Genomic DNA, 14977 nt, shown 5'->3' on the forward strand with positions numbered 1-14977 from the left:
ACAGCGGCCGCGGTGGCAAGGCGCCGCAGGCGCGCCTAGCATCGCCGCACCGCGATCAGTCGCGTCCTGCGAGAGGGGGTGGCCCATGCCAGCAAGTTCCGACCCGACCGTCCGCGTGCCCGGCGGCATCGTGCCCGGCGTGGTGAAGGACGGCATCCTGCACTTCCGCGACATTCCCTATGCCGCCGCCCCGGTCGGTGCGCGACGGTTCGCCGAGCCCGATCGCGACGTGCGGTGGGAGGGCGTTCTGCTGGTCGAGACGCCCGGCGCCAACGCGCCGCAGCGGACGCGCGCGCTGCCGGGGCTGGATGTCGTGCCGCTGATCGGGTCGGGCTGGGTGCGGGGCGACCACCATCTGACGCTCGACGTGCTGCGGCCTGCGACCGAGGCCACCGGACTGCCGGTGATGGTCTTCATCCACGGCGGCGGCTTCCTGGTCGGCAGCAAGGATGCACCGGTGCAGGACGGGGCGAGTTTCGCGCGCGACGGCATCGTTTATGTCGCGATGAACTACCGCATGGGCGTGGACGGCTTCCTGCCGATCCCCGGCGTGCCGACCAACCTGGGGCTGCGCGACATGATCGCCGGGCTGGAATGGGTGCGTGACGAGATCGCGGCGTTCGGCGGCGATCCGGCGAACGTCACCGTGTTCGGCGAATCGGCTGGCGGCATGGCGATCGCCGACCTGGTCGCCTCGCCGCTCGCCAAGGGTCTGTTCGCCCGCGCGATCGTCCAGAGCGGCCATGGCGGCATGACCCGCGACATCGGCGTCGCGCAGCGGCTGGTGACGAAACTCGCCGGCCTGCTGACGATCGCCCCGACCCGCGAGGGGTTCGCCGGTGTCGATCCCGACGCGATGCTCGATGCGGTCGAAGCGGTGTCGCAGCCGACCGCGCGGATCGACCTGCGCGGTACCGATGGCCGGGAGCCGGTGTTCGGCATCAGCAAGTTCGTCCCCGTCCACGGCGACGACGTGCTGCCGCAGCCGCCGCTCGAGGCGCTGAAGGCGGGGGCGGGCGCCGAGGTCGATCTGCTGATCGGGTCAAACAGCGAGGAGATGAAACTCTACCTCGTCCCGACCGGCGTGCGCGAAAAGCTCGGCGCCCTGCTGTCGTGGTTCGTCCTGCGCAAGTCGCACCCGCGCTCGTGGGCGACGCTGAAGGCCTATGGTCTCGGCACGCGCAAGGGCGGGCATGTGCTGGCCGATGCGATGAGCGACCTCGTCTTCCGCTGGCCGGCGCGCCGCTTCGCCGAGGAGCACCAGGGGCGAACCCACGTCTATGAATTCGACTGGCGATCGCCGCGATACGACGACCAGCTAGGCGCGGCGCACGGGATGGAGCTGGGCTTCGTCTTCGATTCGCTCGCTAGCGTGACCGGGCCGGAAGGGCTGTGCGGGGAGGCGCCGCCGCAGGATCTGGCGGATCGCGTCCACCGCATCTGGGTCGATTTCGCGCGCGATGGCACGTTGCCGTGGGCCGCGTTCGACCGCGAGACGCGCCAGGTCTATCGCCTGGCCGAGGGCCGCGCGGTCACCGAAGCGCCGATGCCGTGCGCGCCGTTCCTGCCATGAGCTACCTCGACCGCTTTCGCCTCGATGGCCGTACAGCGCTCGTCACCGGCGGCGCGCAGGGGATCGGCCTGTCCACTGCCGAAGCCCTGGCCGAAGCCGGCGCGGCGGTGACCATCGCCGATCGTGTCGGCGATGCGCTTGCCCGCGCCGCCGACACGCTGGCCGCGAAGGGGTATTCGGTCGCCACCGAAATCCTCGACGTGACCGATAGCGTCGCGGTCACCGCGCGTGCCGACCGGCTGGGCGCCATCGACGTGCTGGTCAACAACGCCGGCATCGCGCGCAGCGATACCCCCGCGGAGGACGTCGCCGACGAACACTGGTTGAACGTCCTCGACGTCAACCTCAACGGCACATTCTGGTGCGCCCGCGCCTTCGGCCGGCACATGCTCGCGGCGGGGCGGGGAAGCATCGTCAACGTCGGCTCGATGTCCGGCTTCATCGTCAATCGTCCGCAACCGCAGAGCTATTACAACGCGTCGAAGGCCGCGGTGCATCAACTGACCCGCAGCCTCGCCGCCGAATGGGCCGGCCGCGGCGTGCGGGTGAATGCGGTGGCGCCGACCTACATCGCGACGCCGCTCAACGCGTTCGCCGACAAGACGAGCGAAATGTACCGCCGCTGGATCGACGGCACGCCGCAGGGCCGGCTGGGCGAGCCGGAGGAAGTCGCGTCGGTCATCCTGTTCCTCGCCTCCGACGCCGCCAGCCTGATGACCGGCAGCATCGTGCTGGCCGATGGCGGCTACACCTGCTGGTGATCCGATCGGCGCAGAGGGGATTCCGATCGGCATAGTCGTGGAACCTTTCAGATAGGTCATTCTTACGGCATAAACCTTTCTGACAGGTGGGCGGTCGACCCATCTCTTCAGAGAGGATTCCGTCATGCGCCTTCGCACCCTGTTCGCCGCCACCACCGCGCTTGCGCTGCTGCCCGTCGCGGCGAGCGCGCAGACCGCGGAAGCGACCGCGCAAGAGTCGAACGACAGCACCGACACCACGCCCGCCGACATCGTCGTTACCGCCCGCAAGCGCGCCGAGACGCTGCTCGACGTGCCTATCGCCGCGACCGCGATCAGCGGCGACACGCTGACCCGCCGCGGCATCACCTCGGTGCGCGAGGCGGCGGCGCTGGCACCGGGCCTCAACATCAATTCCGACGGCACCGGCCGCGCGTTCGTCGCGATCCGCGGGGTCGGCGTGACGCTGGTCCAGACCGTCCAGCCGGGCGTCGGCCTGTTCATCGACGGCATCTACCAGCCCAACACCTCGTACCTGAACAACCCGCTGAACGACGTCGAGCGGATCGAGGTGCTGCGCGGGCCGCAGGGCACGCTCTACGGCAAGAACACGATGGGCGGCGCGATCAACGTCATCACCCGCCAGCCGGGCAACGATTTCGAAGTGCGCGGCAACGCAAGCTACGCCGGGCCGGACGACAGCTGGAACGTCGGCGCCGCCGTCTCGGCACCCATCGTCAAGGACGTGCTGGCGGTGCGCATCGCCGCCGGCCATCGCCAGCAGGACGGGTTCCTGACCAACACCGTCATCGGCGGCAACGCCAACGCCTTCAACACCGATTCGCTGAACGCCACGATCCGCCTGACCCCGCAATCGGGCTTCTCGCTGACCGTGAAGGGCTATTACGACTGGGTCGACGGCGCCAACACGCCCTATGCCCGCGTGACCGGCCCGACCAATTATTCGCGCAGCATCCAGTTCAACACGCTCAATCGCACGAAGTACCGCTACCGCGGCGTCAACGCGCGCGCCGAAGCCGATCTCGGCGGCGGATCGCGCCTCTCGCTGATCGGCGCCTACGACCTGCGCGACAGCGTGACCGCGGACGGCGAAGGCGACTTCGGACCCGCCAACATCGTTCGCACGTCGGGCAGCGACGAACTGCGCACCCAGACGATCGAAGCGCGGCTCGACAGCCAGTGGACCGACCAGATCTCGACGCTGGCCGGCCTGTTCCACAGCTATGAAGGCTTCCGCTCCAACGGCATCACCCGCGTCATTCCGTTCAACATCACGAACAACGCGCAGAATCTGACCGACGCCGACACCTATGCCGCGTTCGGCACGGTGTTCTGGAAGCCCGACAGCATCTGGGAAGTCGCCGCCGGCCTGCGCTTCGATCACGAAAGCCGCCGCTCGCGCGGATTCATCAACGGCGCGGTCGTGCCCGCCGCCTTCATCAAGTCCGACGAATGGCAGCCGCGCCTGTCGGTGACGCGCCACTGGACCGGTGAGATCATGACTTACGCCTCGGCCGCGCGCGGCTATCGCGGCGGCGGGTTCAATGCGGTCAACGCGCCGACCCGCACCTATCGCGGCGACTCCGCCTGGACGTATGAACTGGGCAGCCGTTACGTCTCGTCCGACAATCTGGTGACGCTGTCGGGCGCGGTCTTCTACAGCGATTACAAGGACTACATCGGCCTCAACTCGATTGCTCCGGCCTCGACCGGCGGTCTGGTCACGGTCGACCTCAACACCGGCGATGTCGAAAGCTACGGCCTGGAACTGGAAGGCGTGCTGCGGCCGGTGCGCAACTGGTCGATCTCGGGCGGGCTGACGCTGATGCACGCGCGGATTACCGATGCGACCGCCTATACCGCGACCACGCGGCGCACGCTGTCGTCCGACCGGCTGACCTTCCAGCCCGACGTGATGGCGAACATCCAGACCGACTATACCATCCCGATCGACGATGATAACGGCATCACCCTGTCGGCGGGCGCGACTTACAAGGGCAAGCGGCTGGCGGCGACGCTCAATCAGGTCACGCCGACGCTGCTCGACGGCTATACGCTGGTCAACGCATCGATCGGCTATCGCCACGGCCCGATCGAAGTCTCGGTCTTCGCCAACAACCTGCTCCAGGCCGATTTTTTCGAAAGCTATATCGAAAAGACGACGCTGCAACTCGCCGGCCTGCCCGCGTCCGACCTGGGCATCGTCGGGGACCGCCGCCGCATCGGCGCGCGGGTGAACTTCAAGTTCTGAGTGACGTGATGCACCACGCCCCCATCGCGACCCGGCCACCGCTCGACCGCGCGTTCTCGGACGCGATGTCGGAGCGGTTCGGCTTCCACTTTCACCTGTCGGAGAATATCCGCGCCCAGCACGGCGCCAGCGAAGCGCATTTCGAGAGCATGCCGCCCGATGGCGTCGTCTTCGCGCAATCGACGGACGACGTGGTCGCCGCGGTGAAGCTCTGCGTCGCGCACGGCGTGCCGATCGTGCCGTACGGCGCGGGCACCTCGATCGAGGGCAACACGCTGGCGGTGCGCGGCGGGGTCAGCATCGACCTCAGCCACATGAATGCGGTGGTGGCGGTGAATGTCGAGGATTTCGACTGCACCGTGCAGGCCGGGTGCCGGCGCGAGGAGCTGAACCTGCACCTGCGCGACCAGGGGCTGTTCTTCCCCATAGATCCCGGCGCCAACGCGACGATCGGCGGCATGGCGGCGACGCGGGCCAGCGGCACCAATGCGGTCCGCTACGGCACGATGCGCGAGGCGGTGCTGAACCTGACGGTGGTAACGCCGGACGGCACCGTAATCCGCACCGCCCGGCGCGCGCGCAAGTCGGCGGCGGGCTACGACCTGACCCGCCTCTACGTCGGCAGCGAAGGCACGCTCGGCATCATCACCGAGGTCACGCTGCGGCTCCACCCGATCCCGGAGACGATCAGCTCGGCGGTCTGCGGGTTCGAGACCATTCAGGGGGCGGTCGACACCGTCGTCCAGGCGATCCAGCTCGGCGTGCCGCTCGCACGGGTCGAATTCCTCGACGCGATGCAGATCCGCGCGGTCAATGCCTGGTCGAAACTCGATCTGGCGGAAGTGACGACGCTGTTCTTCGAATTCCACGGGTCCGAGCGCGGTGTCGCCGAACAGGTCGAGACGGTCGAGATGCTGGCCGCGGCCAACGGCGGCGGCGACTTCGCCTGGTCGAACTTGCCCGAAGAACGCGCGAAGCTGTGGAAGGCGCGGCACGAGGCCTATTACGCCGCGGTCAATGTGCGCGCCGGCGCGGTCGGCTGGTCGACCGACGTGTGCGTGCCGATCAGCCGCCTGCCCGACTGCATCCTCGCGACCCGCGCTGATCTCGATGCGTCGAGCGTACCCGCAACCATCCTGGGTCATGTCGGCGACGGCAATTTCCACGTGATCTTCTCGATCGACCCGAACAGGCCGGAGGAAATGGCGGAGGTCGCCGCGATCAACGCGCGCCTCGTCCGCCGTGCGCTCGACATGGACGGGACGTGCACCGGCGAACACGGCATCGGTCTGGGCAAACAGGACTGGCTGGTCGAGGAACTGGGCGACGCGGTCGACATCATGCGCACCCTGAAACGCGCGCTCGACCCGCAGGATTTGTTCAACCCGGGCAAGATCTTCGCGCTGTAGTGCGCCCCACACGCATCCACGTCCTGCCCACCATTTCGTCATCCCCGCGAAGGCGGGGATCAATAGTCGCCGGACGACGTGAGATTCACTGCGCTCAGCGCCAATGTATCCCCGCCTTCGCGGGGATGACGAAGGAGAGGGGCGCGTTTCGATCAGGAGAGAACCCATGGCCTCGATAGCGAGAGACCTGACCGATCGCCGCACCACCCGCCCGATCTTCGCGCTCCTCGCCCTCGCGCTCACCATGGCGATCGGCTTCACGCTGATGACCTCGTTCGCGCCAGTGCAGGAAGCCGCCAAGGCCGAACTGGGCCTCAGCGACTACAGCCTCAGCCTGATCCAGGGCCTGTCCGCAGCGATCCCGCTCGCGCTGTTCTCGATCCCCATCGGCATCCTGGTCGACCGAACCAACCGCGTCCGGCTGATGCTAGCTCTGGCCGGCGTGTGGACGCTCGGCACGCTGCTGACCGCGTTCGCATCGTCCGCCCCAATACTCTTCGCCGCGCGGATGCTGACCGGCATCGGCACCACCGGCGCGCTGACCGCGGCGCTGTCGCTTGCCGCCGATGTCTGCCGCCCGGACCAGCGCGGCCGCGCGCTGCTGCTGGTCAATCTCGGCAAGGCGGGCGGTGTCGCCGCCGGGTTCGCACTGACCGGCGCACTCTACGGCCTGTTCACCGGCGGCAGCGTCGCGCCGATCGGATCGCTGGCCGCGTGGCGCGGCGTGCATGTCGTGCTCGCGGCACTCGCGCTGGTGCTTGTCCTGCCGGTTCTCCTGCTGCGCGAACCCGCCCGGCGCGAGGTCGCGTCGAGTACCCATGCACCGGCGCGGCAGGTGCTGGCCGAACTCTGGTCGCGCCGCGCGTTCCTGGCGCCGCTGTTCATCGGCCAGGTGAGCGTCGTGATGGCCGATGCCGCCGCCAATATCTGGGCCGCGCCGGTGCTTGCACGCAGCTACGGCCAGAGCCCTGAGCAATTCTCCGGATGGATCGGTGCGGTGCTGCTGGGGGCAGGGGTCGGCGGCGCGATCCTGGGCGGGCTGGCCGCCGATCGCGGGCATCGCAGCGGTCGTCGCGGTGGGCTGCTGTATGGCGCGATCGTCGCCGCGATCCTGGGCGTCCCCGCCGCGCTGTTCCCGGTGATGCCCGACGTGACCAGCTTCGCCATCGCCTTTGGCCTGCTGCAACTCGGTGGCACGATCACCGGCCTGATCACGTCCGTCGCGCTGACCGTGCTGATCCCGAACGAACTGCGCGGGTTGTGCATCGGCGCGTTCATTGCCTTCGCCGGCATCATCGGCTTCGGCGTGTCGCCGACGCTGGTCGCCGCGATCAGCGACCTGCTCGGGGGCGAGGCCATGGTCGGCCGCGCACTCGCCATCGTCGGCGTCACGACCAGCGTGATCGCGGTCCTCGCCTTCGCTCAGGCCGCTCGCCGCGCACCTTCGTCCGCAACCGCCGAACCTATCTGAAAGCTCTTGCGGCTACCTGTCAGATAGGTTAAGCGGCTTACATGGCGGAGAGCGCGATGAAAGTGAAGATTGAGGTCTCGGGCGAGATGCTGGCCTTCGTCGGTGACGGCGCCGTCGCGGCGGAAGGCTGGCCCGACGACCCGATTGGCCTCGCCTTTCGGCTGGGCGACGGCACGGTGTCCATCGACCCGCATCCGCTGGACAGCGATGCGCTGGCCGATGCCGACGTCGTCCTGATCGTGACGGCCCCCGCCTGCCGCCGCCTTTTCGCCCTCGCACCGGACGTGTCGGGCGACTGGCATCTGCCGAGTGACATCCGCCTGATCGCACTGGCCATCCGCGACTGCCCGCTTGCCGAGCCCGTTCGCACGACGCTGCGGCTGGCGAAGAGCATCGAGTTGCTCTGCGCGACCTTCGATCGGTTGGGAACGGGCGCGCTGGTGCCGGTCGATGGCGCGCGCATTCTGTCGGCGCTGGACGCCGAACGCATCGCCGCGGCGCGCCGGATGATCGATGACCGGTGGAACCAGAAGCTGACGCTGGACGACATCGCGCGCGCCTGCGGCATCAACCGCGCGAAGCTGACCCGCGGCTTTCGCGCGATGTTCGACTGCACCATCGCCGACGCCATCGCCGAACGCCGGCTGGGCGGGGCGCGGTCGATGCTGCTGACCACCGACCTGCCGGTGTCGTCGGTCGGCTTTGCCTGCGGCTACCTCAACAACGCCGCCTTCACCCGCGCCTTCTCGCGCCGCTTCGGTCTGGCGCCGACCCAGTTGCGGGCAGCGGCATGAGCGGCGTGGCGGCGATCGACGGCGGCTCGCTGGTCGACCAGGCGATCCGTGCGGTGCGCGGCTATATCCGCGACCGCGATCTGACGGTCGGCGATACGCTGCCGGGCGAAGGCGCGTTCGCCGCCGAACTGGGCGTCAGCCGCGCGGTGATGCGCGAGGCGTTCGGCGCGCTGGCGGCGCTACGCCAGATCGACGTCGGCAACGGGCGCAAGGCGCGCGTCGCGGCGATCGACGGATCGGTGATGGCCTCGTCGATCGACCACGCGGTCGCGACCGCCCAGATCGCGACGAGCGATGTCTGGGACGTCCGCCGCACGCTGGAACTGCGCACCGCGGCGCTCGCGGCCGAGAAGCGCAGCGACGCCGATGCACGCGCGATCATCGATCATGCCGCCGCGATGCAGGCGCAGGCGAGCGATCTCGACGCGCTGATCCGCCACGACATCGCCTTTCACCAGACGATCGCGCGGGCGAGCGGCAATCCGCTGTTCACGCAGATCGTGCGGTCGTTCGAACCGCTGATGCGCACCGCCGTCCCCGCCGCCTGGGACACGCGGCGCACCGACGACCAGCGCTCGGCGATCCTGCAGCTGCACCGCGACATCGCGCAATCTGTCGCCGATCGGGATGCGGCGGCGGCGCAGGACGCGATGGACCGGCATTTCGACGCGAGCATCAGCGACCTGTTCTCGCTTTAGTCGTCGTCGCGCCTAGCTCCGTCCAGCAGGTCGCGGCGGCGTTTGTCCTCGAGCGCGTCGGCAGCCTTTTCGGCTTTGCTGCGCCCGAACTTCGCGCGGTTAGCGTCCGCCTGCGCCGCGGCGTCGGCCCGGACCTTGGCCTTTCGAAAGCGGTTGAGATTTACGATTTCCGCCATGGGTTTTTCAGCCTAGATGGTATCCGACTTTCGAACATTTGGAGCGGACATGGCGGGCAGCGTCAACAAGGTGATTCTGGTGGGCAACCTGGGGCGCGACCCCGAAAGCCGCACGTTCCAGAACGGCGGCAAGGTGGTCGAACTGCGCATCGCGACGTCGGAGAGCTGGAAGGACCGCAATTCGGGCGAGCGCAAGGAAAAGACCGAGTGGCACACGGTCAAGGTCTTCAACGAAGGCCTGGCCAACGTCGCCGAGCGTTTTCTGCGCAAGGGCAGCAAGGTCTATATCGAAGGCGCGCTGACGACCCGCAAATGGCAGGACCAGCAGGGTAACGACCGCTATTCGACCGAGATCACGCTGCAGGGCTTCAATAGCGTCCTGACGATGCTCGACGGCGCGCCCGGTCAGGGCGGCGGCGGTCAGCGCGATTCGGGCGGTGGCAGCGACTGGGGCGGCGGCGACGACTTCGCCGGCAATTCGTCGCGCGGCGGCGGAAACTTCAATTCCGGCGCGCAGAAGAGCTCGGGCGCGGCGAAGAACGACTTCGGTGGCGGCTACGGCGATGACCTGGACGACGACGTGCCGTTCTGATCGCAGTGCGTCGGACGGCAGCATGCCGTCCGACTCGCACAAGATCGGCCGGCGGGCATAGCCCGGCCGACGGCGTGGGCTTTGTCCACGCCTTTTTTGTATCCCGACCAACCTCCGCACGAAATGGGCAGGGCTTCGACGAGATCAGCCCGAACGGGAAGGGCTCAGCGCCTCAAGAGAAAAACCGCATGCTCGGCGCGAAAGTTGGCCGCCGCCGCACTTGTCAGCGCCCCTCGCGCCAAAAACCACGCCCCCTCGACCATGATGCCCCGCGCGCTGGTGAATGCCCGGAAATCGTCGACCGTCACATGGTGGATGTTCGGCGTCTCATACCATTCGAGCGGCAGCAGCGTCGTCACTGGCATCCGCCCGCCCCACAGCAGCGACGCGCGAACCCGCCAGTGCGCGAAGTTGGGGAACGAGACGAAGGCGCGCGTGCCGATCCGCAGCAGTTGGTCGAGCACGACATGCGGCCGCATCGTGGTCTGTAGCGTCTGGCTGAGGATGGCATAGTCGAACGCGGCATCCGGGTAGTCGGCAAGATCGGTATCGGCGTCACCCTGCATCACCGACAGTCCGCGCTCGAGCGCGGTCGCGACGTCGTCGGGGTTGAGTTCCAGCCCCCGTGCGTCGCACCCGCGCGTGTCGCGGAGCGCAGCCATCAGCGCCCCGTCGCCGCACCCGACGTCGAGGATGCGCGAACCGGGGGCGACGTTCGCGGCGATGATCGCGAGATCAGGGCGTAGGGTCATGACGCCGCTCCCAGGAAGCCTGCGATGACGCGATCAAGTGCCGGGTTATCGAGCAGGAACGCGTCGTGGCCGTACGGCGACGACAGCTCGACGAAGCTCGCCGGCGCACCGGCCGCGTTCAGCGCATGGACGATACTACGAGACTCTGCGGTCGGATACAGCCAGTCGGTGTCGAAGCTGACGACGCAGAACCGTGCCTGCGAGCCGCGAAACGCGTTGGCGAGGCGCCCGCCATGTTCTTCCGCCAAGTCGAAATAATCGAGCGCGCGGGTGATGTAGAGGTAGCTGTTGGCGTCGAACCGGTCGGTGAACGACAGGCCCTGGTGGCGCAGATAGCTCTCGACCTGGAAATCGGCGTCGAAGCCGAAGGTCTTGGCGGTGCGGTCCTGGAGCGAGCGGCCGAACTTCGCGGTCAGCCCGGCTTCGGACAGATAGGTGATGTGCGCCGCCATCCGCGCGACCGCCAGTCCTGCGGTTGGCGGGGTGCCGTCGTAATAGGCGCCGTTCGCCCAGTTGGGATCGGCCATGATCGCCTGGCGCCCCACTTCGTGGAAAGCGATGTTCTGCGCCGAATGCCGCGCGGCGCTGGCCAGCACGACACAGGCGCGCAGGCGGGTCGGAAAGGTCGCCGCCCAGCTGAGCGCCTGCATCCCCCCCATCGATCCGCCGACCACGCCCGCCAAAGTGTCGATGCCCAGATGATCGACCAGCATCGCCTGCGCGCGCGCCATGTCGCGGATGGTGATGACCGGAAAATTCATGCCATAGGGTCGCCCGGTCGCCGGATCGATGCTCGCCGGGCCCGACGAACCGAGGCAGCTGCCGATGACGTTGGAGCAGATGACGAACCAGCGGTCGGTATCGATCGGCTTGCCCGGCCCGACCATCCGCGCCCACCAGCCGGGCTTGCCGGTGCGCGGGTGGGCGGAAGCGAGGTGCTGATCGCCGGTCAGCGCGTGGCAGACGAGGATCGCGTTCGACGCATCGGCGTCGAGCGTACCATAGGTCTCGTACGCGATCTCGACCGCGGCCAGCGTTCCGCCACCGTCGAGCGCCAGCGGGCCGAGGGCGGCGATGCGGTCGAGGCCGTGGCGGTGGTCGGTGGCGATCATCCGGCGCGCAATGGCATGGATCGGGGGAGCGGGGAAAGGGCGCGCGGCCATTGCCCGGACACGGGCCAATCCTTCGTGTGCGTGGTGGGCGCTGACGGGTTCGAACCGCCGACCCTCTCGGTGTAAACGAGATGCTCTACCAACTGAGCTAAGCGCCCATGCGAGGGTCGCAGACCCGAGCACGGCCGGCGGGCACGGCCCATCCGACCCCGGCCTGCGCCGGGGCAGGCTCGCTTTGCCGCGTCGCGCGCGATCCCGCAAGCCCCTAGGCTACGCCGACATCAGTCCGGCGCGCCGGATCGCCTCGAAATAGGCCTCCATCCCCGCGCGCGCGGTGTCGGAAAGTGAGATGAAGGCGCGGCGACGGTCGGCGGGGTCGGCATAGCGTTCGAACAGCCCGGCATCGACCATCGACCCGATCCAGCGGAGCGCCGTCGTACCGGGGACGGCCGCTGCGATGCACAGGCTGGAGACGGAGACGCGGCGCCCCTCGAGGTCGGCAGCGAACAGGTCGAGCAGCATGTCCCAGGCGGGATCGGCGAACAACTCCTCGGCAAAATGCGGCGCGCGCATCCGCCGGCCGCGGATGGTGTCGCGGACCAGCGCGGCGTCGGCCGGCGCGCTGGGGGCGAAGCGTTCGGCGCGGAACATCGGCGAGGGATCGCGGACCTGCCCGCCGAAGCGCGGCCGGTCGCCCTCGGCCGCCAAGCGCGCCAGCGTGTCGGCAAAGCGTGCGACCTCCGCATTTAGCTGGCGCAAGCGGTCGTCGGCGTCGCGGGCATTGTCGTGCAGCCGCATCCCGCGCACGCCGCCGGCGGTGCGCAACGCCGCGACGCGGTCGGTCACGCTCGGGTCGCAGAGTTGCCGGACGTGGGGGCCGAACAGCACGGCGGCGACGACATCCATCTCGTCGCCGGCGCCGCTGGTGACGACGATGTCGATGCCGCGTTCGCGCGCCAGCGTGTCGATCGGGTCGAGCCAGTCGTCGGCACGGACCGGGTCGATCCGGCGCGCCTCGATCAGGATCACGTCGGGTCCGCTGCGCAGCGCAAGTGCCGCGGCGCCGTCCGCCAGCGATGCCGTCCCGACGCTGCGATATCCCGCATCGGCGATCGCGCGGGCTGCGGTCGCCAGGTCGCCGGGATGATCGCCGACCAGCAGGACGGTCGCTGCATCGTCGTACAGCAGGTCGGCGGTCGCATCGGCGGTCATCGTGACGATCCTTCGTGTATTCCCGCCCCGGTCATGGGGGTCGGCTGCGACGGGTTCGAGCCACGACGGCACCGGAACGGACTGATTTCGATCAGCCCGCCGGCGATACCGGCGAAATGACTCCATTTCGGAGTCATCGCCTGATTCCTGAACGATTGCAGGTAGATAGATGTCAGATTGGTTCTTTTTCCGTCACCGTCCGTGCGAGATCAGTCGAGGGATTTCACGATCTCCTCGACCATTTTCTTGGCGTCGGCGAGCAGCATCATCGTGTTGTCCATGTAGAACACGTCGTTGTCGACGCCGGCATAACCGACCCCGCCCATGCTGCGCTTGATGAACAACACGGTCTTGGCCTTTTCCACGTCGAGCACGGGCATCCCGTAAATGGGGGAGGTCTTGTCGGTCTTCGCCGCCGGGTTGGTCACGTCATTGGCGCCGATGACGAAGGCGACGTCGGTCTGCGCGAACTCGCTGTTGATGTCCTCCAGCTCGAACACCTCGTCATAGGGCACGTTCGCCTCGGCGAGCAGCACGTTCATGTGCCCCGGCATGCGGCCGGCGACCGGGTGGATCGCGTATTTCACGCGGACGCCGTGGTCTTTCAGTTTGTCGCCCATTTCGCGCAGAACGTGCTGCGCCTGCGCGACCGCCATGCCGTAGCCGGGGACGATGATGACCTGTTCGGCCTGGCTCATCAGGAAAGCGGCATCCTCGGCCGAGCCGCGCTTCCACGGGCGGTCGGTCTTGGCCGCGCCCGCACTGCCCCCGCCCGTTTCCGCGCCGAAGCCGCCCGCGATGACGCTGATGAAGCTGCGGTTCATCGCGCGACACATGATGTAGCTGAGGATCGCGCCCGAGCTGCCCACCAGCGCGCCGGTGATGATCATCGCCGAATTGTGCAGCGTGAAGCCCATCGCCGCGGCCGCCCAGCCCGAATAGCTGTTCAGCATCGACACGACGACCGGCATGTCCGCGCCGCCGATCGGGATGATGAGCAGGAAGCCGATGACGAAGCTCAACGCAGTGATCGTCCAGAACACCCACGGGCTCTGGTCCTGCGTGAAATAGACGACGAGCAGCAGGATTGCCGCCAGCGTGCCCAGGTTGAGCAGGTGACGACCGGGCAGCAGGATCGGCGACCCGCCCATGTTGCCGTTCAGCTTCAGGAAGGCGATGACCGACCCCGAAAAGGTGATCGCGCCGATCGCGACGCCCAGGCCCATCTCGATGCGGCTGACGGGTTCGATGAAGGCGAAGGGCTGGCCGATCATCGGGATGACCAGCTTGGCGATACCGAACGCCATCGGGTTCAGGAAGGCCGCGGCGGCGACGAGGACCGCGGCCAAGCCGACAAGGGAGTGGAACGCGGCGACCAGCTGCGGCATCGCGGTCATCGCGATGCGGCGGGCGGTGACCAGACCGATGACCGCGCCGATGCCGATGGCTGCTAGGAGTTCGACGATCGTTAGCCAGTCAGGCGCGAAGTTAAGCGGATTGTAAGCGGGGTGTCCGGGCGGAGCATAATTCATATCCGCGCCCGGCACATGCGTAACCAGCGTCGTCACCACTGCGATCGTCATGCCGATCATGCCGAAGCGGTTGCCGCGCTGGCTGGACGTCGGCGACGACAGCCCGCGCAGCGCGAGGATGAAGCACACCCCGGCGATCAGATAGGCGAGCGCCGCGTACGAGCTGCCTGCGGTAACGTGTTCCATCATGTCCTCCCCGGCACGGGGAGGGGGACCGCGTGCCGCAGGCGCGTGGTGGAGGGGGCTCGCCCCACACACTGCACGCGCCGGCGGCGCCCCATGCGGCACGCCCCCTCCACCATGCTACGCATGGTCCCCCTCCCCATCCCGGGGAGGATCGTCACTTCGCGACCGACGTGGGCCGGTCCTTTTTCTTGTACATGGCAAGCATCCGGCTGGTGACCGCGAAGCCGCCAAAGATGTTGATGCTGGCCAGCACGACGCCCAGCAGCCCCAGCCACTTCGAACTGGTTGATCCCGCCGCGGCGGCCGCGATCAGCGCGCCGACGATGATGACGCTGGAAATCGCGTTGGTCACCGCCATCAGCGGCGTGTGCAGTGCCGGCGTCACCGACCATACGACGTAATAGCCGACGAAACACGCCATGACGAAGATCGAGAGGATCGCGATGAAGTCCATGGGG

Annotated in this window: 14 protein-coding genes and 1 tRNA gene; 8 read left to right on the forward strand and 7 right to left on the reverse strand. The window is 68.0% G+C overall.

What is annotated here, in order from left to right; genetic code table 11:
- The first annotated feature begins 85 nt into the window (after nucleotides 1–85).
- The 7 genes from ASE86_RS02120 (at nucleotide 86) to ASE86_RS02150 (ending at nucleotide 8957) form a co-directional block, all read left to right on the forward strand.
- A complete protein-coding gene (locus tag ASE86_RS02120; RefSeq protein WP_056421853.1) occupies nucleotides 86–1573 on the forward strand; it encodes a carboxylesterase/lipase family protein in 1488 nt (495 codons plus the stop codon).
- Nucleotides 1552–2334 carry an SDR family NAD(P)-dependent oxidoreductase gene (locus ASE86_RS02125; protein WP_235523960.1) on the forward strand — a complete coding sequence of 261 codons (783 nt, stop codon included), beginning with the start codon at nucleotides 1552–1554 and terminating at the stop codon, nucleotides 2332–2334. The genes ASE86_RS02120 and ASE86_RS02125 overlap by 22 nt, the downstream gene beginning before the upstream one ends.
- A 124-nt stretch (nucleotides 2335–2458) precedes the next feature.
- On the forward strand, nucleotides 2459–4585 hold the full coding sequence (locus ASE86_RS02130) for a TonB-dependent receptor (protein WP_056421855.1): 2127 nt from the start codon (nucleotides 2459–2461) through the stop codon (nucleotides 4583–4585).
- A gap of 8 nt (nucleotides 4586–4593) precedes the next feature.
- Nucleotides 4594–5994 carry an FAD-linked oxidase C-terminal domain-containing protein gene (locus ASE86_RS02135; RefSeq protein ID WP_082441607.1) on the forward strand — a complete coding sequence of 467 codons (1401 nt, stop codon included), beginning with the start codon at nucleotides 4594–4596 and terminating at the stop codon, nucleotides 5992–5994.
- 166 nt (nucleotides 5995–6160) lie between these two features.
- Nucleotides 6161–7465 carry an MFS transporter gene (locus ASE86_RS02140; RefSeq protein ID WP_056421856.1) on the forward strand — a complete coding sequence of 435 codons (1305 nt, stop codon included), beginning with the start codon at nucleotides 6161–6163 and terminating at the stop codon, nucleotides 7463–7465.
- A gap of 56 nt (nucleotides 7466–7521) precedes the next feature.
- Nucleotides 7522–8259, forward strand: coding sequence for a helix-turn-helix domain-containing protein (locus tag ASE86_RS02145; RefSeq protein WP_056426471.1), 738 nt, complete (start codon nucleotides 7522–7524; stop codon nucleotides 8257–8259).
- Complete coding sequence (locus tag ASE86_RS02150) at nucleotides 8256–8957, forward strand: FadR/GntR family transcriptional regulator (RefSeq protein ID WP_056421857.1); 702 nt, start codon at nucleotides 8256–8258, stop codon at nucleotides 8955–8957. The genes ASE86_RS02145 and ASE86_RS02150 overlap by 4 nt, the downstream gene beginning before the upstream one ends.
- Here the strand turns inward: ASE86_RS02150 and ASE86_RS02155 are convergent.
- The gene (locus ASE86_RS02155) at nucleotides 8954–9133 is read right to left on the reverse strand and encodes a DUF4169 family protein (RefSeq protein WP_056421858.1); all 180 of its coding nucleotides are present in this window, start codon (nucleotides 9131–9133) and stop codon (nucleotides 8954–8956) included. The genes ASE86_RS02150 and ASE86_RS02155 overlap by 4 nt on opposite strands.
- A 49-nt stretch (nucleotides 9134–9182) precedes the next feature.
- Between ASE86_RS02155 and ssb the strand changes: the two genes are divergently transcribed.
- On the forward strand, nucleotides 9183–9725 hold the full coding sequence (ssb, locus tag ASE86_RS02160; protein ID WP_056421859.1) for a single-stranded DNA-binding protein: 543 nt from the start codon (nucleotides 9183–9185) through the stop codon (nucleotides 9723–9725).
- A 164-nt stretch (nucleotides 9726–9889) separates the two neighbouring features.
- Here ssb and metW read toward each other — a convergent pair whose 3' ends face one another.
- The 6 genes from metW to ASE86_RS02190 form a co-directional block, all read right to left on the reverse strand.
- Complete coding sequence (gene metW, locus ASE86_RS02165; RefSeq protein ID WP_056421860.1) at nucleotides 9890–10477, reverse strand: methionine biosynthesis protein MetW; 588 nt, start codon at nucleotides 10475–10477, stop codon at nucleotides 9890–9892.
- Nucleotides 10474–11589 carry a homoserine O-acetyltransferase MetX gene (metX, locus tag ASE86_RS02170; protein WP_056421861.1) on the reverse strand — a complete coding sequence of 372 codons (1116 nt, stop codon included), beginning with the start codon at nucleotides 11587–11589 and terminating at the stop codon, nucleotides 10474–10476. Before metX ends, metW begins: the two co-directional genes overlap by 4 nt.
- Before the next feature lie 82 nt (nucleotides 11590–11671).
- A tRNA-Val gene (locus tag ASE86_RS02175) sits at nucleotides 11672–11747 on the reverse strand.
- Between the two features lie 112 nt (nucleotides 11748–11859).
- Nucleotides 11860–12801: a MarR family winged helix-turn-helix transcriptional regulator gene (locus ASE86_RS02180; protein WP_056421862.1), complete on the reverse strand. Its 942-nt coding sequence runs from the start codon at nucleotides 12799–12801 to the stop codon at nucleotides 11860–11862.
- Nucleotides 12802–13010: 209 nt separating this feature from the next.
- On the reverse strand, nucleotides 13011–14519 hold the full coding sequence (locus ASE86_RS02185) for an NAD(P)(+) transhydrogenase (Re/Si-specific) subunit beta (protein WP_056426474.1): 1509 nt from the start codon (nucleotides 14517–14519) through the stop codon (nucleotides 13011–13013).
- 154 nt (nucleotides 14520–14673) lie between these two features.
- Complete coding sequence (locus tag ASE86_RS02190) at nucleotides 14674–14973, reverse strand: proton-translocating transhydrogenase family protein (RefSeq protein ID WP_056421863.1); 300 nt, start codon at nucleotides 14971–14973, stop codon at nucleotides 14674–14676.
- Between the last annotated feature and the right edge of the window lie 4 nt (nucleotides 14974–14977).

The sequence above is a fragment of the Sphingomonas sp. Leaf33 genome (assembly GCF_001421785.1).
In the GTDB taxonomy this organism is placed as follows: Bacteria; Pseudomonadota; Alphaproteobacteria; order Sphingomonadales; family Sphingomonadaceae; genus Sphingomonas.